Source organism: Pontibacter beigongshangensis (assembly GCF_014332515.1).
GTDB classification, from domain to species: domain Bacteria; phylum Bacteroidota; class Bacteroidia; order Cytophagales; family Hymenobacteraceae; genus Pontibacter; species Pontibacter beigongshangensis.
The window spans coordinates 40,837-62,864 of sequence record NZ_VFSD01000018.1; the positions used below are offsets into that span (position 1 = coordinate 40,837).

Annotated in this window: 15 protein-coding genes; 4 read left to right on the forward strand and 11 right to left on the reverse strand. The window is 50.4% G+C overall.

Going from position 1 to position 22,028, the window contains the following annotated elements; genetic code table 11:
- Positions 1–9: 9 nt before the first annotated feature.
- Positions 10–2,625, reverse strand: a complete 2,616-nt coding sequence (locus FJM74_RS14865) for a DUF3857 domain-containing protein (RefSeq protein WP_187263416.1) — start codon at positions 2,623–2,625, stop codon at positions 10–12.
- Between the two features lie 500 nt (positions 2,626–3,125).
- Here FJM74_RS14865 and FJM74_RS14870 point away from each other — a divergent pair, with 500 nt between their 5' ends.
- On the forward strand, positions 3,126–4,985 hold the full coding sequence (locus FJM74_RS14870; protein ID WP_187263417.1) for an ABC transporter ATP-binding protein: 1,860 nt from the start codon (positions 3,126–3,128) through the stop codon (positions 4,983–4,985).
- Between the two features lie 181 nt (positions 4,986–5,166).
- The gene (locus FJM74_RS14875; protein ID WP_187263418.1) at positions 5,167–5,562 is read left to right on the forward strand and encodes a four helix bundle protein; all 396 of its coding nucleotides are present in this window, start codon (positions 5,167–5,169) and stop codon (positions 5,560–5,562) included.
- Positions 5,563–5,586: 24 nt separating this feature from the next.
- Here FJM74_RS14875 and FJM74_RS14880 read toward each other — a convergent pair whose 3' ends face one another.
- The 5 genes from FJM74_RS14880 to FJM74_RS14900 all read right to left on the reverse strand — a co-directional run bounded on the left by FJM74_RS14880 (position 5,587) and on the right by FJM74_RS14900 (position 10,749).
- Positions 5,587–6,591, reverse strand: coding sequence for an IS701 family transposase (locus FJM74_RS14880; RefSeq protein ID WP_187263419.1), 1,005 nt, complete (start codon positions 6,589–6,591; stop codon positions 5,587–5,589).
- Between the two features lie 131 nt (positions 6,592–6,722).
- A complete protein-coding gene (locus FJM74_RS14885; RefSeq protein ID WP_187263420.1) occupies positions 6,723–8,504 on the reverse strand; it encodes an SLC13 family permease in 1,782 nt (593 codons plus the stop codon).
- Positions 8,505–8,711: 207 nt separating this feature from the next.
- Complete coding sequence (locus FJM74_RS14890) at positions 8,712–9,164, reverse strand: hypothetical protein (RefSeq protein WP_187263421.1); 453 nt, start codon at positions 9,162–9,164, stop codon at positions 8,712–8,714.
- 368 nt (positions 9,165–9,532) lie between these two features.
- The gene (locus FJM74_RS14895) at positions 9,533–10,015 is read right to left on the reverse strand and encodes a fasciclin domain-containing protein (protein WP_187263422.1); all 483 of its coding nucleotides are present in this window, start codon (positions 10,013–10,015) and stop codon (positions 9,533–9,535) included.
- 95 nt (positions 10,016–10,110) lie between these two features.
- Positions 10,111–10,749 (reverse strand): rhomboid family intramembrane serine protease, encoded by a 639-nt coding sequence (locus FJM74_RS14900; protein WP_187263423.1) that lies wholly within the window; start codon positions 10,747–10,749, stop codon positions 10,111–10,113.
- Between the two features lie 25 nt (positions 10,750–10,774).
- On the opposite strand from FJM74_RS14900, the gene FJM74_RS14905 reads away from it, so the two are divergent.
- A complete protein-coding gene (locus tag FJM74_RS14905; RefSeq protein ID WP_187263424.1) occupies positions 10,775–10,981 on the forward strand; it encodes a hypothetical protein in 207 nt (68 codons plus the stop codon).
- 53 nt (positions 10,982–11,034) lie between these two features.
- Here FJM74_RS14905 and FJM74_RS14910 read toward each other — a convergent pair whose 3' ends face one another.
- The 3 genes from FJM74_RS14910 to FJM74_RS14920 form a co-directional block, all read right to left on the reverse strand.
- Positions 11,035–12,009: a polyprenyl synthetase family protein gene (locus FJM74_RS14910; protein WP_187263425.1), complete on the reverse strand. Its 975-nt coding sequence runs from the start codon at positions 12,007–12,009 to the stop codon at positions 11,035–11,037.
- 8 nt (positions 12,010–12,017) lie between these two features.
- Positions 12,018–14,297, reverse strand: a complete 2,280-nt coding sequence (gene rnr, locus FJM74_RS14915) for a ribonuclease R (RefSeq protein ID WP_187263426.1) — start codon at positions 14,295–14,297, stop codon at positions 12,018–12,020.
- Positions 14,298–14,820: 523 nt separating this feature from the next.
- Entirely contained in the window at positions 14,821–16,650 is a 1,830-nt protein-coding gene (locus FJM74_RS14920; RefSeq protein ID WP_187263427.1) for an ABC transporter ATP-binding protein, read from the reverse strand.
- Positions 16,651–16,908: 258 nt separating this feature from the next.
- On the opposite strand from FJM74_RS14920, the gene FJM74_RS14925 reads away from it, so the two are divergent.
- Complete coding sequence (locus FJM74_RS14925) at positions 16,909–17,517, forward strand: HAD family hydrolase (protein WP_187263428.1); 609 nt, start codon at positions 16,909–16,911, stop codon at positions 17,515–17,517.
- A gap of 302 nt (positions 17,518–17,819) precedes the next feature.
- Here FJM74_RS14925 and FJM74_RS14930 read toward each other — a convergent pair whose 3' ends face one another.
- Positions 17,820–18,452, reverse strand: a complete 633-nt coding sequence (locus FJM74_RS14930; RefSeq protein WP_187263429.1) for a lipoprotein signal peptidase — start codon at positions 18,450–18,452, stop codon at positions 17,820–17,822.
- Positions 18,453–18,560: 108 nt separating this feature from the next.
- Positions 18,561–21,917: an isoleucine--tRNA ligase gene (gene ileS / locus FJM74_RS14935; protein ID WP_187263430.1), complete on the reverse strand. Its 3,357-nt coding sequence runs from the start codon at positions 21,915–21,917 to the stop codon at positions 18,561–18,563.
- Between the last annotated feature and the right edge of the window lie 111 nt (positions 21,918–22,028).

The following is a 22,028-nucleotide window of genomic DNA, read 5'->3' on the forward strand; positions in this document are numbered from 1 at the left end:
CTATCATTTCTAGTTGTTTGCCATTGTGGCCGCCTCTTCTATAAGGTCCTCCTGCTGCACAGGGGGCTGCAGCTGCACCACAAAGGTATCTTTTACCCGCTGCGACTTGTAAAAGTAAGGCACCCAGATGGCTGCCGTTATCAGAGAACCCATTATATCTGACATGCCACTGACTGTTTCTGATGGCAGATTAAGAGCATCCATGGCTGCATACTGTGCCACCCGCACCGCAAAGCTGCTGAAATAGAAGATGGCGATTAGCCGGGGCACACTGGTGCGCCGCTGCAGGAAAAGGCTTATCAGCAAAATGGCGTACACAAAGAAGACAATATGCAACACTATTTCCAGGGCCAGTAAAATGGCGGTTGCAGGGGCATAGGCAGCGGAATCCGGAGATAGAAAGCTATGCCAGAGTTGCTGGTTAAAATAATTTTCAGTGACTAAAACCAACAACGTCCGTAACGGAGAAACAAAGAGACCGATCATGATCAGCACAAGCCAACCGCCAATACTATCAGCGGGAGCGCCCGTGTAGTTACCTATAGGAGCAGGATCGTAGAAATACAGCTTATAAGCCCCAAAGCACACCAGCGCCAGCACGGCTACAGCAAGCAGCACAGCTGGCCAGCTGATTGGGCCGTCCGCAACAACAGCAGCAAAATTCTGATTATAGCTCAGGCTATACCCTAAATCGTCCAGCAAGGCCTTCTGGTGCTTTACAAAATTCGCCATCTGCTCTGGCAGCACATGATCCTGCAGGGTGGTGTAGGCGTAGCTGAGGGTGACCAGGTAGCTCCTGCTATTGTAGGCCATTTTGCTGCTGTAGGTAAACACCTCATGGTTTATTTCTTTGCTTGCCGGCTTCACCGTCCAGGCCTCCGGCAGGTACAGGAGAATGTCGTGCTCTACCTGCGTGGGGTAGCTCAGGTGCATAGGCATGGAGCGCTTGCTCACGCGTGGTGTGCTGATGTAGCTGCGCAGTACCTGCGGATAGAATGAGGCAGACAATTGCCCTTTGGTGTCTTCAGATTCTTCCCAGAGGCCTGCTATTGTATATTCCTCCAGGGTGGTAAACTTGTTTTCGGAAGGGAAATCGAGAAATTCTAGGTCACGGGCTACTTCTATATCAGGGTAAGAGTTGGCGTAATAGTTCAGAAACGATTTCTCGGTTTCTTTCATGCTGGTGGTGGCAAAGCGGCTGCGCTGATAATCGGCCTCAGAACCGTAATACTCTGTTTTCACCTCCAGCTTCACATCGCCTCCTATATCATTAAAAAAGAAAGCCTCCTGCACTTTTACCTTACCCTTACCCGCTACAGGTGCTGTTACATCGGTTAGCTTTTTGGTAGCGGCATTTAGTACGAGCGCTTTCTGGTAATCCGGAAGCGAAATGGCATCGTGGCTGCCGCGCTGCTTGCTAATGGTGGGGTCGTACCAGAACTGCTTGTCCCAGAGCCTGACCTGCACAATGCAGTGGTTAAAAGCATAAGGCGATGGCAGCATCTGCGCTACCTGCCCACGATTAGAGGAGCTTACCAGAGCAGGATCTGCCTCTATGCCGAGCTCGCGCAGCATGGTAACCAGCAGCAGCGATTTGTCTTTGCAGTCGCCGAAGCGCTTACTGAACACCTCCGATGGCGCCCTGGGCTTATAGCCGCCTATGCCTGCCTCAAAGCCCAGGTACCGCACCTCGTCCTGCACAAACCGAAGAGCTGCCACCACCCGCTGCTCATCGCTGGCATATTCTTCGCGGATGCTGTCGATCAGGGCCAGCAGTGCCTTGTTTGGCTTCTCTGGCTGGTTGTAGAGCGGCAGCGTCCATTTAGCCACCTGCTCCCAGGTAGCAAACTCCGACAGGTAAACACCCGGATAGGCATCGTACCAGTCCGGAATTTCCTCATCTACGGGTGTGGCAGGCAGGTTTTGTGCGTGCCAGGTGTAGGTGGTGAAGCCATTCTGGGTAGCCACAACCGGCTTCTGCTCCGTTTTATAAAGCTTGTAATTGATTTTGCGGTGTTCTGGCGCCACCACATGCACCAGCAGCTCATCTACAGGGTCGTAGAACTGCAGGTTAAAGGAGTTGAAAAACTTGTCGTTAAAAACCGGGTTTTTGCCTGATATGGTAATGGCGTACTCCACCACATCGCCTACCCGGGTATCTTCCAGAAAAATGATGGCGGTCAGACTTTCGTCGAAGATCTTCTGCTCCAGGCCCTGCTCCCGCTGCACCACTTTTATTTTCTTCAGGTCCAGCTTTTCTATGGGTTTGCCGTTTCGCCAGACCACCAGCTTGTGGAGCTGCAGCTTTTCGAAGTTAGGGTCGTAGGAGAATTTAAGCTCGGAGCTGTTTTGTACACCTTCGTCTGTTGTTAGCTTATAGGTATTGTGGTAGTACACTTCGCCGCTGGCCACATTCCACTGGAGTACGCGCTGTAGAAAATGGTAGCCATCGTTCACCTCTTTCAGGTCGATGGTGGTGCTGGTGCGGTGCGGGAGCTGTTTTATCCAGGTTGGTGCTGGCGTAATAGTTAATTGTTTGTTTGCTGCCTGCACCTGAAGGTGCAGCGCCATGCTGAAAATAATGGTAAGTAGTGTGGTGATACCTCGCCCGTAGAAATGCTTCATACTCCAATCCTATAAATCATCTAAATATAATATAAGTTTTAGTATTTTAAATGCCGCGATTTGAGTTTTCAGAAGAATCTGCCGAAGGAACTGTTAAGTAAGTGTATATTAATATTTTAGCCTCGCCAACCTGATCCAGGTAAATTATTGTAATGAAAATGGTCCTCCGGAGATTCTGCTACTGTTACTGCTGCTCCTGATAATAGATTATTTTGTCTGAATCAGCATTCTCAGGAAGATTATTGTCTGAATCAGAATTTACAGAATTAAAGAATGTTCAGAATGCTTGAGTCTTAGTGCGGCCTGAAATTCGTTGGTTCCTTTATACTTTGCTACTCAAAACCATTTCCAAATCTTCACATTTCCAAATTCAAAAATTAGCACATCAGCACATCAAACCATTAGCACATTAAGTTGGTGCTGCTATTCTTCCGCTGCTTTGTAGGGAAATCTCGCACCATTGGTGTAATTTGAATCTGATACTCCAATAGACTTTATATATGCAAACCCCTCAACCCAAAGGAGCAAGAGCAGCTGCCGGCAATGCCAAGGCCGAGAAGAAAAGCTTCCGGGAGCAGCTGGGGGCGCTTAGGAACCTGCCTAAGTTCTTCCGGCTGATCTGGGAAACCAGCCCCGCCATGATGGTGGGCAACCTGCTGCTGCGCCTCGTAAAGGCAGCCATTCCGCTGGCGGTGCTTTATGTGGGCAAGCTGATCATAGACGAAGTTATTCGTTTAATCGCTGTTACGGGCGAGCGCGATTTGTCGTACCTGTGGCTGCTGGTGGCCGTGGAGCTGGGGCTGGCGGTACTCTCCGAGCTCATAAACCGGGGCATTACGCTTCTCGACAGCCTGCTTGGCGATTTGTTTTCGAACAAGACCTCCATTACGCTGATAGAACACGCGGCCACCCTGGACCTGGCGCAGTTCGAGGATGCCACTTTTTACGACAAGCTGGAGCGGGCCCGGCGGCAGACCAATTCGCGGGTGATGCTCATGAGCCAGGTGTTTTCGCAAATGCAGGATATCGTGACCATCGGTTTTCTGGCAGTGGGCCTGGTGGCCTTTAATCCCTGGCTTATCCTGGTGTTGCTGCTGGCCGTTATTCCGTCTTTCCTGGGCGAAACGCACTTCAACGAGCGCACCTACTCCCTCTCCCGCTCCTGGACACCCGAGCGCCGCGAGCTCGACTACCTGCGCTACATCGGGGCCAGCGACGAAACAGCCAAGGAGATCAAGACCTTTAATCTTTCGGGTTTCCTGGCGAGCCGGTTCAAGCTCCTCTCCGACCGCTATTATGCCCTAAACAAAAGCCTGATTGTGCGTCGGGCGTTGTGGGGGAGCGCGCTCTCCACCATCGGCACCCTCTCCTACTACGGCGCCTACGTGTTCATCCTTTTCCGGACGGTGGCCGGGGCTATCTCAGTGGGTGACCTTACGTTTCTGGCGGGCTCCTTCAGCAGTATGCGAGGGCTGCTGCAGGGCATCATGACCCGTTTCTCACAGATTGCCGAAAGCGCCATGTACCTGCAGGACCTCTTCGATTTTCTAGAGCTGCGCCCCGAAATTACGCCACCCACAAACCCGCTGCTGGTGCCACGACCGATACAGCAAGGCTTTACCTTTGAGAATGTGGGATTTAAGTACCATAACAGCGAGAAATGGGCCGTGCGTTACCTTTCGTTCCACGTGAAAGCTGGCGAGAAACTGGCTTTGGTAGGTGAGAACGGAGCCGGTAAAACCACACTGGTAAAGCTGCTGGCGCGCCTCTACGAACCCACCGAAGGCCGTATTCTGCTGGATGGTGTGGACCTGCGGGAATACGACCTCAACGACCTGCGCCACCAGGTGGGCATTATTTTTCAGGACTTTGTGCGTTTCCAGATGTCGGCTTCCGATAATATTGCCATTGGCCAGATCAGCGACATCCACAACAAAGAGCAGATCAAAACATCAGCCCAAAAGAGTCTGGCCGATTTGGTAATTAACCGCCTGCCGCAGCAGTATGAACAGGTGCTGGGAAAACGCTTTGCCAATGGCATGGAGCTGTCGGGGGGCGAGTGGCAGAAAGTGGCGCTGGCCCGTGCCTACATGCGCGAAGCCCAGCTCCTGATCCTGGACGAACCTACCTCCGCCCTCGATGCCCGTGCCGAACATGAGGTTTTCCTGCGCTTCTCGGACCTGATTGCCGGAAAAACAGCCGTACTCATCTCCCACCGCTTCTCCACCGTGCGCATGGCCGACCGCATCCTGTTCCTGGAGCAGGGCCAGCTAAAAGAGCTTGGCTCGCACGAGGAGCTGCTAGCCAAAAACGGAAAATACGCAGAACTGTTTACGCTGCAGGCGAGAGGATATCTTTAGAGTTTTGAGTTTTAAATGAGTGGATGAGTCATTGGGTGAATGAGTGATTGAGTGAATAATAAGTTCTGAAATCGAAATCTGTTTTTTTGAATTAGAGGGAATGTAGCCTCAGGAATTAAAGAGTTGAGAGAATGAACTTTTAATTCTGATGTAAGCTTCGTGAGAAATAAAAACTTACATTATGAATGAAATAGAGCAGGCTACCAATGAACAATTTGCAGAACTTTTCAGGCAGCGAACGAAGAGACTGGCAATAGATGTAATTCGCTTTAGCAAAACCTTATCTAAAACTGAAGAAGCAATTATAATGAAGAGACAGCTGTTGCGCGCTTCTACTTCTGTGGCAGCCAACTACCGTGCAGCTTGTCGCTCAAGGTCATCTGCCGAATTTTATTCGAAGGTAAGCATCGTTATAGAAGAGGCTGATGAAACACTTTTTTGGTTTGAGCTATTAGAGGAATCTGAAACAACTACGGAATTGGAAATAGCTTCACTAAAAAGAGAGGCAACCGAAATTTTATCAGTGTTGGCAAAAGCTCGGAAAACGATGGCAAATAGTACGCCTAGAAATAAATAATTCCTATATTAGGACTTTCGCACTTTAAGCAAATGCAATGTCTGGTTTAAACAGTTGCTGACAGAGGTAGCTGTCAAGTAATCCCTTCTTGAGTTGGTACACAGTGTGGTTGTAAGCATAAGCCAAGCTCTTGAGCCTTGTCCACACCAGGGTTGCTGCCAGGATGTGATTCCGCTGTGCCCTTGCCAATCGGCATTGCGACTCCTCTATGCCCGTGAGCTGTTTCTCCTCGCGGTGAAGCTGCTCGATGCTCCATCTCAGCCTGCACATTTCTTTGACAGCCTGAAGGTCATCTTGCTCCATATCGTTTGTGACGATGTAGTCCGTGCGGTGGGTGGACACCTCAACCCGGAATAGCTTCACTTTCACGTCCATGGGGAACTTGTGGAGTTTGACAACTTTGCCATGTTCCAACTCCCGCTCACTCCACTCTAACTCATCGACCGGCCGGTAAGGCTGTTGGCCTGAAGAATCGTCTGCTTTCCTGTTGCTCTTAACAGGGCAGTAGAAGGTTTTCCCCTCCTTTATCAGGTACTTCATCACCTCTGTGGTGGCGTACCAGGAGTCCATCAGCACGGTCTGGAACAGCACCCCGCGCTCCTCGAGGCGCCCGAGCATGTCCAGCACGTGGTCCAGCTTGCTCTTACCGTCCGCATCGGGGTCAAAGATGCGGAAGTCTAGGAGCCAGAACTGCTGGTTGATCGGGTCCAGGTAAAGGCAGTTGACCACGCCGATGCCTTTGATGATGCCGTGCGCGTTGCCTGAGTACTGCCGCCTGACCAACTCCATGACCCGCGAGTGCCGCTTGTCAAGCACCGTGTCATCGAAGATGATGAAGGCAAAGGAGGACTGAGTGATCAGTGGGCTAACCTTCTCCCAAAGTAAACGCGGCGTGAGTTTCTCGTCCCGCAGGAAACGGTGAACTGAATCATGGCTAAGCCCTTCCAGATGGTCAGCAAAGTAGGTGCAGGTATAGTTGATGTGAGTACTCAAAAGGTACTGGCAGTACATGTCAAGTTGTGTCTTCATGGCTCTTTTCCCTCCTCTTGCTTGTATCGAATTCTAGCCCGTTTTGGTTAGTTTGCGAAAGTCCTATATATAATTATCGCCTCAGCTAAAATTCACTCATCCACTCAATCACTCATTCACAATTCTAAAGCTCAGAAAGGAAAAAAGTACGGCAGAATGAGCGAGGCCAGCAGCCAGAGCAGGAGGTTGAGAAGGGTTCCTACTTTCAGATAATCGGAGAATTTGTAGTTGCCGGGGCCATAGATCATGGTGTTTGTCTGGTAACCCATGGGAGTCATAAAGCTGAGGGAAGCTGCAAACGTAACCGCCATCAGAAAGGGCCTGACACTTACGCCCATCTGCTGGGCCGTTACAATGGCAATAGGCGCCAGCAGGGCCGCTGTCGCGTTATTCGACATAAAGTTGGTCATCAGGAATGTCATCAGGAAGAAAGCCGACAACAGCACATGAGGCCCATATAAGCCAACATAATTGATCAGGTAATACGATATATAGCTGGCTGCACCAGTTTTATCAAGCGCTGCTCCCATAGACAGCACACCTGCCAGCATAAAAATTACTTTCCAGTCTATGGCCTTGTAGAGTTCATCGAGCCTGATGCACCGGAAAACAACCATCAGTATAACACCCACCAGCGCACTCACCACAATAGGCACCAGGCCGGTGGCAGCAGATACCACCACACCTACACTAATGAGGAGCACCGGAATTATTTTGCTATAGTCGAAGGCGCTCCGCTCTGTTTCGGAGAAAATGAGGAGGTCCTCGTTTTTGCGGAGAGCATCTGCCTGGTCTTTGTCTGCCGCTATCAGCAGCACATCGCCTGCCGACAGTTTGCCATGCGTTAGTTTATCATGCAAGATCTCGTCGCGGTGCCGTATGGCCAGCACCGTGGCGCCATGGTTATGGCTCCTGAAGTCAAGCTCCTTCAGCGATTTGCCTTGCATGTAGGAGTTTGGCGTAATAATGGCCTCATACAGCTTGGTGTTGTTACTCCGCAGGTCGTTGTCTTTAAACTTGCGCTCCGACTTCAGTTCAATTCCCTTCTCCTCTTTCAACTTCTTCAGCTTCTCTACATCGCACCGCACCTTTAGCACATCGTTAGCCCGCAGAATGGTATAAGTGGTAGGGGTAAACTTGTATTTCTTATGCCGTGTAATCTGCAGCACGTCTATGTCCAGGTTCTGAACGAGCCCGGCGTTTTTTAAAGGCATACCTACAGAGGGGGAGTCCGGCAGCAGGATGATCTCGGTCAGATAATCGCCCATACCAAAACTCTCGGTCAGGTCCTGAGCCTGTATCCGGTCGGGCAACAGGTGCCTTCCTATCAAAAACATGTAGGCGATGCCGGCCACAAGGAAACAGATGCCGGCAGGCGTTAGCTCAAACATGCGCAGAGGCTCCTCCCCCTGTGCCTGGGCAATTCCGCTAACCAGCATATTGGTAGAAGTGCCGATAAGGGTACATACTCCTCCCAAAAGGGCTCCGAAAGAGAGCGGCATCAGCAGCTTAGAAGGGCTTATGCGGATATCGCGGCACACCTGTATGATAATAGGCATCAGCAAGGCCACCACTGCCGTGTCGTTAATAAAGGCGGAGAGGGAACCGGAAAGCAGCATAACGGCCAACAGGCACATCAGGTAACTTTTGCGCCCCACCCTTGTGAGTATATTGCCAACGTTATTCAACGCACCTGACTTAAAAATGCCGGTGCTGATGATAAACATAGTCCCTACTGTGATAGTGGCCGTGTTGCTGAACCCTGCCAGACCTTCTGCAGGTGTTAATATGCCTGTGACCATAAAGAGGGTCATTATCAGCACGGCAACTGTATCTATCCGGAACCGGTCGCTTACAAATAGCACGACAGCTAAACTAATAATAGCCAGTACGATTCCGATTTCAATTGTCATGTAGTAGGGAGTATTCCTTAGCCTAAACTACTTATTTTTTCTTATTAATTAATATGCAATTGTATTTAGGGAGCCGGTTATCGCGCTCTTTTATGCTAATTTGTACCTATAACTATATTTTTTACTGAACAGTTACATCTATTTCAGGCAAGAGGCTTGATGAGGAAAGAAAAGAGAATGGAAAGAAAAAGAAGGAGCTCGACAGGTTTAGTCGTTGAACTCAGTTGAGTTGGTTAGCTCCTCCAGCCAGTGCTCGGCATCCTGATAAATACCGAAGTCTTTTACCGGAATTCCCGTCTGGCTGGCAATTGAATCAACCTGAAGCTTTGCTATTTTATCGGAAGGTATGACATGCGCTATTCTGGCTACTTGCTGCTCCAGAACAAGTTGCTGTGCCTGTATATGCAGGCTGTTCATGTTCTGAGGATGCGTCAGCATGTCCTGCATATTAACCAGTACAGTAAAACCGGGCTTTTTCAGTTTCAGCACCTTTTGCCAGTCCATTAAGTAATGAGGAACCGACTCCAGGGCTTTCCAAAATCCGCGAATGGTCAGATAGATCCGATTCTTTTCCGAATCGTAGCTCAAGTCGTAACAGGAATTGTCTGCTATGACAATTTTGGACTTGTCTGAGGTTATATCGCTGTGCAATTTTTCCATACCTCTTAGACAATACGTAAATTATAGGCAAGAAACTATTCAATTATAAATCTAATTTATAATTTTATTATAGTATCATGTTTATTTCTATCTCAAATTAAAAGAAACAGGCCCATTTCTAAATTTCTGCTATAGTACTTTGCTTATATCTATGACTGATCTTAGGCAAGACTCTTAGTGGTGTAGACAGTGCCAAAATTTACCGGAACCATACATGGCATCACCTTGAGAAAAGCTACACCCGTATCACGACATTGTATTCTTTGTATAAAGGGAGAAACAAATTCCGATATGTTGTGTCGCTGATCAGATTGCTTTGTTATTAGAGCCCGTAAGAAGGAGTATTCAACCTGAAAGGCACTATGGAGTCAAAGCGATAATATGCCCTGAAGCCCATGCACTACGCCGTTACGCACCAGATTGTCAGCAGCGGAAATGCGAACACCATTAATAAGCGTACCCTTTTTCCGGCAGACCGTAACGCTACCACCTGAGATGGTCTGTACCTGCAACCCGTCTTTCAGGTCTTTTTCCTGTAAATTACCTTTCAAGATGTGCCCTGACAAGATTACTTTAAGCTTCTCAGGAGATTCACCCTTCAGCTTCAGCAACGCTTCTTCGGGTGGAGCCAGTAACGTAAACATCTCGTCGCCGGATAGCAGAGGCACCAGGCCTGCCGTAGTAAGCATACTCACCAGCACCGGCCTGTTATCGTCTATGATATACTGCAGCAGCGTAAGACGCTGAGACGGAATAGCAGCAGACTCCTGCGCCTTGAGCTGAACAGTATTAACTAAAAAAAATGAAATTATTACTGCTATTAATACGATATTTTTATATAGATTATGCATGATTTATAAAGCTTCCTGTAGCTTTTATACGTGCACAAATCTAAAACAGATTAACAGTTGTTAGTTTTATATCCTAAGCAAAATACAAAACATCTCTATAAGAACGGGGGGCGCCAGTTGCTGATTTGCTCGATAAACAACGGACCAGCCTGCGGCACCAGTGCCAGGCTCAGTACAAAGCCAAACACAGCGCCATAGAGGTGTGCATCATGGTTAATGTTGTCGCCCATGCGTTTGCCCTGGTAATAGGAGTAAATCAGGTACAATATGCCTAATATAAAACCCGGTATACATAGCACGGCATACAGGCAGATATCGTTGGTGGGATAGAAGAGAATGCTCCCAAACACCACGGCAGCCACACCACCAGATGCTCCTAAAGCCCGGTAGCCAGGGTCGTTGCGGTGTTTGAAATACGTAGGGATATCGGATATAACGATGGCCCCCAGGTAGAGCAACAGGTAGAGCGCGATGCCCATAACAGGACCAAAAATAGCCGCAAAGGTCATTTCCACGGCGTTTCCGAAGAAATACATCGTGAACATGTTAAAGAAAAGGTGCGTAAAGTCGGCATGCAGAAACCCGGAGGTGACAAAGCGGTACCAGGAGTTGTCGCGCTGCACAGTGTAGGGCTGAAAGATCCAGCGGTGCATCAGGTCGTTGTTCTCCTGCCAGGCATACCACGAAATGCCGACTGTAAGTATGATAAGGATAAGGGTGACGTTTAAATCCATGAGGCTACTGTAAGGTGTAATTGGTATGGGTGATGACAAAGATAAAAGTTTTGGCCCGTTTCCCCGTTTTTCTACTAAATTGTTGGCCGATGCGCCCAGGGCTGCAACAGCAAAGAAAGGCCATTTTGATTCGAAAAATCTTCAAGCTGAATTATTCGAATCAAAATGGCCTTCCGGACGTTACTGCGGCTTTGGCTGCCATTGCCCTTTTAAACCCGTCTCTGCACAGTAAGGCATCCAGCCAGATGTTCGCTCAACCAGCCTGGTGTGCATGCAAAATTCAGGTTAGCTGTCCCGCTCCATCAGTTGCAGTGCCAGGCCACGGAGCGTGGCTTTCTTCTCGCCGGGCACCGCCACGGCATCTAAATGTGCCAGCGCCTTCTGGAAGTAGTCTTCGATCTGCTGCTCGGTCTGCTGCCGGATGTTGAGGGCATCGTAGACCGCGGTAACGGCCTGCACTTTTTCTGCGGCTATGGCCTCGTTGGTTTGGTTGCGCCACTGCCTGATAATGCGTTGCTGCTCCTGGCTGGCCTGCTGCAGCGCCGTGAGCATCAGGAAGGTCTTTTTGTCGGATAGAATGTCGCCGCCTACCTGCTTCCCGAACTTGGCTTTGTCGCCGTACACGTCGAGCAGGTCGTCGCGGAGCTGGAAGGCAATGCCGATGTTGTTGCCGAACTGCCTCAGGTGATCTGCGTCTGCTGCCGTGGCTCCTTTTAGACTAGCACCAAGCTCCAGACTGAACCCAACCAGCACAGCCGTCTTCAGCGTGATCATGTGGATGTACTCTTCTATGGTTACCTCCTCGCGCTGCTCAAAATTCATGTCGAGCTGCTGACCTTCGCAAACCTGTGCAGCTGTTTCGCTGAAATTTTGCAGCACCTGCGCCAGCTTGTCGGGCGCAACGCCAAGCAGCAGCTGGTAGGCCCGCACCAGCATCACGTCGCCGCTGAGTATGGCAATGTTGGCATTCCATTTTTCGTGCACAGTTTGCTGCCCGCGACGCAGCGGCGCCTTGTCCATAATGTCGTCGTGCAGGAGTGTGAAGTTGTGGAAAACCTCTACAGCCGCAGCGGGCAGTAAGACGTTCTCCACATCGTCGTCGTACATTTTAGCGGCCAGCAGCACCAGTAAGGGCCTTATCCGTTTTCCGCCCAAGGCCATAATGTAGCGAATAGGCTCGTACAGCTCCACCGGTTTATCGCCGTACTGGAGCGTGGACAAGGTCTGCTTTATTTTATCAGTGAGGATCGGAATATCCACAGGGTTGTTTAGTGTTGTTTAAGGGTTTTTATCAGTTCCAGATCGATGGTACGGTCGTTCAGGTTGGCGCTCTTCACCTCTACCAGCACCTCATCGCCAAACGAAATAATACGTTTCGACTGGCGACCGATAATGCGGTAGTTGTTCGCGTCCAGATCATAGTAATCGTCGTTCATGTCTGACAATCGCACCATGCCTTCGCACTTGTTTTCTTCGATCTCCACAAATATACCCCATTCTGTGACACCAGACACTATGCCTTTGTACTGGTTGCCGATGGTATCTTTCATAAACTCCACCTGCTTGTACTTGATAGAGGCTCTTTCGGCATCGGCGGCGCGCTTCTCCATTTCAGAAGAGTGCTGGCAGCGGGCATCATACTCCTCTTTCTCCACCGACGGCTTGCCATCGAGGTAGTGCTGCAGCAGGCGGTGCGCCATCATGTCGGGGTAGCGACGGATGGGCGAGGTAAAGTGTGAGTAGTGCGCAAATGCCAGCCCGAAGTGACCTTCGGGCTCGGTGCTATACTTGGCCTTGGCCATGGTTCTGATGGCCAGGTTCTGCAGCACACTCTGCTCCGGCTTGCCTTCTATCTGCTCCGTCAGGTTGTTCAGTTCTTCGGATATGTCGCCTTCCACATCTACTTTATAACCAAACTTATAGGCAAAAATAGAGAACGTGCTCAGCCTGTCGGGGTCCGGGGCACCGTGGGTACGGTAAACCATGGTGGGGCGCTTTTTGCCTTTGCCCAGGTTATAGACGTACTCGGCTACTTTCTTATTGGCCAGCAACATAAACTCCTCTATCAGTTTGTGCGCATCTTTCCGCTCTTTTACATACACCGAAAGGGGCTTTCCGTCTTCCGCCAGTTTAAACTTAACCTCTGTTGTCTCGAAACTGATAGCGCCGTTTTTAAAGCGCTTGTCTTTGAGCTTTTTGGCGATGCCGTTCAAGATGTTGATCTCCTCTGAAAAGTCGCCTTCACCGGTTTCTATCCGTTCCTGGGCTTCTTCGTAGCTAAAGCGGCGGTCGGAGTAGATCACAGTGCGGCCGAACCATTCGTTGTACAGCTTGCCATTTTCATCGAGCTCAAACACAGCCGAGAAGGTCAGTTTCTCTTCCTGCGGCCGCAGCGAGCAAAGGCCGTTGGAGAGGCGCTCCGGCAGCATCGGGATGGTTCTGTCTACCAGGTACACGGAGGTGGCCCGGTGAAAGGCTTCTTTTTCGAGCAGGCTTCGTGTATGCACGTAGTGCGTTACGTCGGCAATGTGCACGCCAATTTCCCAGTTGCCGTTCTCCAGCTTCTGGATAGAAAGGGCATCATCAAAGTCTTTGGCATCGGCAGGGTCTATGGTAAAGGTGGTCACATCGCGGAAGTCGCGGCGCTTAGCCAACTCACCGGCTGTAATCTTCTCCGACATGCTTTCTGCCTCTTCCTCTACCGATTCGGGGAACTCGAAAGGCAGGCCGAACTCCGCCATAATGGAGTGTATCTCTGCTTCGTTCTCGCCAGCCGGGCCAAACACCCTGGTAACTTCGCCGGTAGGGTTCTTGTCGGGCTTATCGGGCCACTGCACAATTTTTACCAGCACCTTGTCGCCGGCCTGTGCTCCGTTCAGGGCCTTTTCGCCTACAAAAACATCAAAATAAATTTTTTTGAAATCAGGCACTACAAAGCCAAAGTTTTTAGACAGCTCCAAAATGCCTACCAGCTCTTCGCGGCTACGCTGCAGCACTTCCAGCACAATGCCTTCGGCCCGGCCGCCATGCACGGTTGGCAGCACCTCCACCTTCACCAGGTCGCCGTCCAGGGCGTACTTCAGGTGCTCCCGGAACACGCGCACATCCTCTTCCATTTCCTCCGACACAATGTAGGCATACTTGCTGTTGGCCAGGTCTACTTTGCCTGTGATGATCTGCACACGCAGGTTCAGCATGTATTTGTCGTCATCCACAAGCAGCAGCTTGTTTTCGCGCACCAGCGTTTTCAGAAGGTCGGCTACTGTTTCGCGGCCTTTCTGGTCTACTACCCCTAGGCGGCGGAAGATCTGGCGCTGGGTAAATACGGTGTCGGGGCTGTTGGAGAACGATTCCAACACGATGGTTTTGGGTGTTTTGCGTTCTTTGCCACCCTTGGGTCCTTCTCTTTTGGAGGAGGCATCGCGCCGCGAGGAGCTGCCTCTTGATGATGAACCTCTGCCCGCGGATGCCTCTCTTCCTCCGCGTGAACTGCCTTTGTCGCTGCGGCTGTCTTTGTCGCGGCCGCCTTTATCTTTTTTACTTCTCATGAATATTTATGTCATTTTGTGCAGAAGCGGCCTCCTGTTTATGGCTACACTTCCGGTTACAAACCCTTACCGAATAATTGTTAATGAACCTATACGCCCGATGCAGGTGCTTTGGTTAGAACGGGAGGTTATTTACGTGTGAATTTATATAGAAAAATCTATATTGGGGCCCTGCCGGAGGAAATAAGGGAACTACTGACTAAGGGCCTGTGCTTGGGGCCTTTAGATTATTTGAATGAAAACAGTCTTTCGGAGCCAGAAAGAGATTCAAGACACTAAATACTAGATTTATTCTGAAGTTGATTTTAAGCCTTCATCTGCACCGCCCAGATGTTCGCAGGAACTGCGCGCCGCGAGGCCTTACCAGGTCAGTTACAAATGTTCAGAACTTCTGATTTCCAAATCAAGAAGTAGCACCTGTAATCAATTATTCAAATAAAAAAGGCCTTCCAGAGCCCAAAATCTGTTTTAAGATGCGGGTTGTAATGCGCAAGCTATACCTCCCAATAGAGTTAACGCCAAATTACATCACCCCCGCCTTCATTAGCTCGCGCTTCTGCTGGGCCGCCACAATATCCTCGGGCTCGCCTTTCGGAATGGCGCTGATGAGCGTGCGGGTGTACTCCTGCTGCGGGTGCTGGTAAAGTTGGTCAGGCGTGCCACTCTCCACAATCTGGCCTTTGCTCATCACCAGTATCCGGTCCGACATGTATTTGGCTACTGAAAGGTCGTGGGTTATAAAGATGTAGGTAATCTGGAATTCCTGCTTGAGCTTATTGAGCAAATTAAGCACCTGCGCCTGCACCGACACATCAAGCGCCGACACGGACTCGTCGCAGATGATGCACTTCGGCTGCAGCGCCAGCGCCCTGGCAATGCTGATGCGTTGCCGCTGCCCGCCCGAAAACTCATGTGGATAACGCTGAAAATGCTCCGGCATAAGCCCCACCTTCTCAAGCAGTTCCATGGTTTTTCCACGGCGCTCTTTCTCGGTTCTGTAGAGTTTATGCACATACATCGGTTCCATAATGGCATCGCCTACGGTGTGCATCGGGTTGAGTGACGCGTAGGGGTCCTGGAAGATCATCTGGAAATTCCGGCGGCTTTTCCGCAGTTCCTCCGGGCTTAACTGTGCAATATCTACCCCATCAAAAAGAATGCGTCCTTCGGTGGGTTCTACCAGCCGGAGCAGCGCCCGGCCCAATGTCGTTTTGCCACAACCTGACTCTCCCACCAGCCCAATGGTCTCCCCCGGATTGATGCTGAAACTTACATCGTCTACTGCTTTCACGTAGTCGGTGGTGCGCGAAAAGAAGCCTTTCTTTATCGGGAAGTACACCTTCAGGTTCTCTACCTGCAGCAATGGCGGCTTCTGCTGGTTTTCGCGCTTGTGTTTGATATCTGTTACGGTGCCTACATAGCTGTTCACCACATCGACTAAAGACGGCTCCTGCACCACCAGCTTTTTCTCCAGCAGGTTGCCCTGCTCATCTTCGTACATAAAGTCCGAAACCGTGGGAAGAATGCTTTGTGCTTTGGCTGATAACTTGGGGCGGCAGGCTAGCAGGCCTTTGGTGTAGGGATGCTGCGGATTAGTGAAAATATCGAGTACTTTGCCCTGCTCCACCAGCTTGCCTTTGTACATCACCAGGATGCGGTCGGCTATTTCGGCTACTACGCCTAAGTCGTGGGTAATAAAAAGCACGGCCGTGTTCTCCTTCACGCGCAACTCGTCTATCAGGTCCAGCATACGCGCCTGCACGGTTACATCAAGGGCTGTGGTAGGTTCATCGGCAATGAGTATGGCCGGTTCGCAGGCCATGGCCATAGCGATCATAACCCGCTGCTTCTGGCCACCCGATATCTCATGTGGATAAGCATCGAAAATTTTATCCGGCCGTGGCAGCTTTGCCTTCTCAAAAAGCTGAATGGTGCGCTGTCTGGCTTCTTTTTCAGAAATAGCCGTGTGTAGCAGCAGCACTTCGGCCACTTGTTTTCCACAGGTGTACACCGGGTTCAGCGACGACATCGGCTCCTGGAAAATCATGGAAATCTCGTTGCCCCTTATCCGCTGCATTTGCTTTTCGGGTAGCTGAAACAGGTCCACCTGCCCAAACCGCTCCGACTGAAACATAGCCGTTCCTCCTGCTATGCGGCCCGGTGGCGTGTTGATGAGCCGCATCACTGAAAGCGAGGTAACCGATTTGCCCGAGCCCGACTCTCCTACGATCGCTACTGTCTCGCCCGGGTACACCTCAAATGAGACCTTGTCCACCGCTGTGGTGGTGCCGCGATGTGTGGAGAAAACAGTTTCTAAGGCGCTTACCTTCAGAATTGGAATGGGTGTAGCCAAGGGTGTCAGGGGTTTTGCTTTTGGTAAAAATAAGGTTTTTCAGGAAAATTGCACCTTCCTTTTTAGAATATCGGTCTCATTGAACAATTAGCTGCAACTACATCAGCAGCGGTTATGCCTCTGGAGGGGCTTTTTCATTCAAATAATTTATTCTCTCCGCTACAGAACAGTTAAGATAATTCTAATGGCAGGATTTTGCTTGGGCTTGCAACAGGCTCTAACTTTATCACGTTGGAACAAACTTTTAACACTACATCTATGACTACTACCACCATTATCTTCGACCTGGGCGCCGTGCTGATCGACTGGCACCCGCATCACCTGTACCGCAAGATTTTTGACGACGAGGCAGAGATGCTGCACTTCCTCGAGAACATCTGCACCTCTGCCTGGAACGAGGAACAGGATGGCGGCCGTACCCTACAGGAAGCCACTGAGTTGCTGGTGGCACAACACCCGGAGCAGGAGGAGTACATCAGGGCGTTTTATGGCCGGTGGGAAGAAATGCTGGGCGGTGCTATAGACGGTACCGTAAAAATATTTGAGGAACTGAAGGCGCAGAACAAATTTAAATTTTACGCCCTCACCAACTGGTCTTCCGAAACTTTTCCGATTGCTTTAGAACGCTTTGAATTTCTGAAATGGTTTGACGGCATCGTCGTTTCAGGTGATGAGAAAGACCGGAAGCCTTTTCCGTCTTTCTACCAACTGCTGCTGGACCGATACGAGGTGAAGCCGCAGGAAGCGCTCTTTATCGACGATAACCTGCGAAACATTCATGCTGCCGAAAAAATTGGCATTGATTCCATTCACTTTCAGAAGCCGGAGCAACTGCGGGAGGAACTGGAGAAGAGAGGCGTTTTATAGTTTTTTGTCTGAATCAGAATAACCAGAATGTTAGAATTAGGTTCTAGAGGTGCAGCATCAGGAGTAGCAATTAAGTTTGAGGGGCGTTCTTATTCAAATAATTTGACAGCAGCAGCCTGAGCAGTATGTTACTGCACTTGTGGCGTCTTAACCTATGTTTGAAATTTTATTCCGGAAATTCTAAAATTCTGGCTATCCCGATCAGACTAATTGTGCTGCGTAACAGGCTATATGCGGAATCAAACAAAAGGAGCTGCCCCACACGTGGAACAGCTCCTTCTTCATTTGAAATTTTGATACTGCTATTGTTCCTGCTGCTGGCCTTTTTCTACAATAATGGCATTGCGTTTTGGTTCTTCGTGCTCTGCAAAAAAGCGCTTCTGATTAAACAGGATAATCAAAACACCAATAAAGATAGCAGAGTCGGCCACGTTAAAGATCGGCCACAGCGACATAGGGCTGCCTCCCAGAATCGGGACCCAATGCGGAATAATGCCTTCCCATATATCTACATAGAACATATCGATAACCTGCCCATGGAACCAGGGAGTAGAGGAGCCATAGGGCGCATTATCGAACCAGACACCATAGAAGGTACTGTCGATGAGGTTGCCAATGGCACCGCCCAGTATCAGGGCGATGCACCAGATCAAACCTTTTGGCGCTTTCTGATTGACCAGGTAATAGAGGTAATAGCTTATGCCGAACATTGCCACCAACCGAAATAAGGTCAGCATGAGTTTCCCGTACTCAGAACCCAGCTCCACGCCAAAGGCCATGCCCGGGTTAAGAGTATAGTGCAGCTTGAGCCAATCGCCTATCAGGTGAATCTCCCCTGGCATGCCCATTTCCATGTTATAATGCACAATCAGTTTCACAACCTGATCTATGATGATAACAAGTAAGCTCGCCAGGTAATATTTCCAATATTTCATAAGAAGCAGTTAAACAACTAGTGCCTGAGTTGGTGCCATAGCTGTTGCAAGAATGATTTACTATTATAAAAGCAGCAAAGCGACACGCGCCCTGCTGCTTTCTTCAATTTACAGAATTACACTGGATTCGGTCCGGATCTTCAGATTTACCTGATAATCATCGATATCCAAAAGCGTGCCATCTGCCAGATCATCTACAAAATCGAGGCTCAGGGCCTGCGTTTCGGCGCAGATGTAGTCGCTGTAGTTCTGCAGCGCGGCGTTTACATCCGGCTCTCCCTGCTGCACGGTTACGTGTATCTTGTCCTGTACCTCCAGGTTGGAGTCTTTGCGCAGGTTCTGGATACGGTTCACCAGATCACGGGCAATGCCTTCCTGCTTCAGCTCTTCGGTGATGGTGATATCCAGCGCCACGGTCAGTTTGCCTTCGTTGGCCACTAGCCAGCCTGGGATATCCTCGGAAGAGATTTCCACGTCTTCGGGTGTCAGAAGAGCCGATTCCTCGTCATTCAACATCACCCTAAAGCCACCTTCACGTTCCAGTTCGGCAATATCCTGCTGGTTCATCTGCTGCACGGCAGCGGCTACCAGCTTCATCTTCGCCCCGAAAACCTGCCCCAGCTTTTTGAAGTTAGGCTTGATTTTCTTCACCAGGATGCCGGAGGTGTCGTCGATATACTCTACCGCCTTCACGTTCACCTCGCTCATGATGAGGTCCTCTACCGCCTGAAGCTGCTGTTTAGTATGGTCGCTGAGAACCGGCACCAGGATGCGCTGCAAAGGCTGACGAACCTTTATCAGCTGCTTCTTGCGCAGCGAATGCACCAGCGACGAAACTGTCTGCGCCAGCTGCATGCGCTCTTCCAGGTCTTTGTCTACAGCTCCTGCTGCTACTTCCGGGAAATCGGCCAGGTGCACCGACTCCACCTGGTTGCGTCCGCTCACGCTGTTGAGGTCGCGGAAAAGCTGCTCGGTGTAGAACGGCGCAATGGGCGACGCCAGTTTGGCAATGGTCTCCAGGCAGGTGTAGAGTGTCTGGTAAGCTGCTATTTTGTCTTCGTTGTACTCGCCTTTCCAGAAGCGTTTGCGGTTCAGGCGCACGTACCAGTTGCTCAGGTCGTCTACCACAAAATCCTGTATGGCACGGGCCGCTTTGGTCGGATCATAGTCAGCCAGGAAGGTGTCTACTTCCTGCACCAGCGTGTTCAACTTGGAGATGATCCAGCGGTCGCTTTCGGTTCTTCGCTCCAGTGGCACATCGTTCTCGGCATAGGTAAAATTGTCGAGGTTGGCGTACAGGGCAAAGAAGGAGTAGGTGTTCTGGAGCGTTCCAAAGAAACGACGCTGTGTCTCTACTACCCCATCAGCGTTGAACTTCAGGTTGTCCCAAGGTGGCGCGTTGGCGATCATGTACCAGCGCACCGCATCTGGACCATACGTACCGATCATCTCGAACGGGTCGATGGCATTGCCGAGGCGCTTGCTCATCTTGTTGCCGTTCTTGTCGAGTACCAGGCCGTTGGCGATTACGTTTTTGTAGGCCACGCTGTCTTCGAGCATAACGGCCAGCGCGTGCAGCGTAAAGAACCAGCCACGCGTCTGGTCCACGCCTTCAGCTATATAATCGGCTGGGAAGTTCTGCTCAAATATTTCTTTGTTCTCTATCGGATAATGCCATTGTGCATAAGGCATGGCACCAGAGTCGAACCACACGTCGATAAGGTCTGTCTCTCTGTACATTACCTTTCCGGACTTGCTCACCAAGACGATGTTGTCCACATAGGGGCGGTGCAGGTCGGTCAGCTCGATAGGCGCTTCCATTACACCGGCTTTCACGGCTTTATCCATCTCGGCTCTCAGCTGCTCCAGCGATCCGATGCAGAGTTCTTCCTCACCGTCTTCGGTGCGCCAGATCGGCAGCGGTGTGCCCCAGTAGCGGGAACGGGAAAGGTTCCAGTCTACGAGGTTCTCGAGCCAGTTGCCAAAGCGCCCGGTACCAGTAGATTCCGGTTTCCAGTTGATGGTTTTATTCAGCTCGATCAGGCGGTCTTTTACGGCCGTAGTTTTGATGAACCAACTATCCAGCGGGTAGTAGAGCACCGGCTTATCAGTGCGCCAGCAGTGTGGGTAGGTGTGTTCGTATTTCTCAACCTTAAATGCTTTGCCTTCTTCTTTTAGCTTGATGGCAATTTTAACATCTGTCGGTTTGTAGTCTGCTGCTGACTCGTCTTCGCCGGTGTAGTTTTTCACGTACATACCGGCAAAGTCGGTTACCTCAGGCACGAAGCGGCCTTGCTTGTCTACCAGCGGCATGGGCTTCCCGTTCTCGTCGGTTACCAACAGCGCAGGTATGTCGTTTTGGGCGGCTACCCTAAAGTCGTCTGCACCAAAAGTTGGCGCAATGTGCACGATACCGGTACCGTCTTCTGTCGTCACGAAATCGCCTACTACTACTCTGAAAGCTGGCTTTTCGGGTTGCACGTACGGCATGAGCTGGTGGAACTCCACTCCTGCCAGGTCAGCGCCTGTAAACTCCTCTACTATTTTAAAAGGAATCAGCTTGTCGCCGGAGCTATAGTCGGTCAGGGCTAGGTCGGCTGCCTTTGGGTTGAAGAAGCGGCCTACCAAATCTTTGGCCAGGATTACGGAGATCGGCTCGAAGGTGTACGGGTTGTAGGTTCTCACCTTCACGTATCTGATGCCTTTGCCAACAGCCAGGGCCGTGTTGGATGGCAAGGTCCAGGGAGTTGTCGTCCAGGCAAGGAAGTACACCCTTTCCTCGTCGTACTCAAAAAGAAACATGTTGCGGGTAACTCGCTTCACCTCGAACTGCGCCACCACGGTCGTATCTTTCACCATGCGGTAGCAGCCGGGCTGGTTCAGCTCGTGCGAGCTCAGTCCGGTGCCGGCACCTGGTGAGTAAGGTTGTATGGTGTAGCCTTTGTATAAATAGCCTTTGTCGTAGAGGCGCTTGAGCAAAGCCCAGCAAGACTCTATGTACTCGCTCTCGAAGGTGATGTAAGGGTTGTCGAGGTCTACCCAGTAACCCATCTTCTCGGTCAGGTCGTCCCACTGGTGCTTGAAGCGCATCACCGTTTCGCGGCAGCGCTGGTTGTATTCCTCAACGGTTATTTTCTTGCCGATATCTTCTTTGGTGATGCCCAGCTCTTTTTCTACCTGCAGCTCTACCGGAAGCCCGTGCGTATCCCAGCCGCCTTTGCGGTTTACCTGAAAGCCTTTCAGGGTTTTGTAGCGGCAGAAAATGTCTTTCACAGCACGGGCCATTACGTGGTGGATACCCGGTGTGCCGTTGGCAGAAGGCGGACCTTCGTAAAACACGAACGGTTTGTTACCTTCGCGTGTAGCTACTGATTTTTCGAAGATGCTGTTCGTCTTCCAGAAATCAAGTACTTCCTCGCCCAGTTTGGCGTAATTCAGATTTTTATATTCGCTGTACTTTCCCATTCTCAGGATTATCTTGTTCTAATTCTATCGCAATCGGTCTGTCTATTTATTCTTCTTTTTCGTCTGCTGCCAGAACTAACAGAGGCTTCTAGCTAACTTTCTGCATTAAAG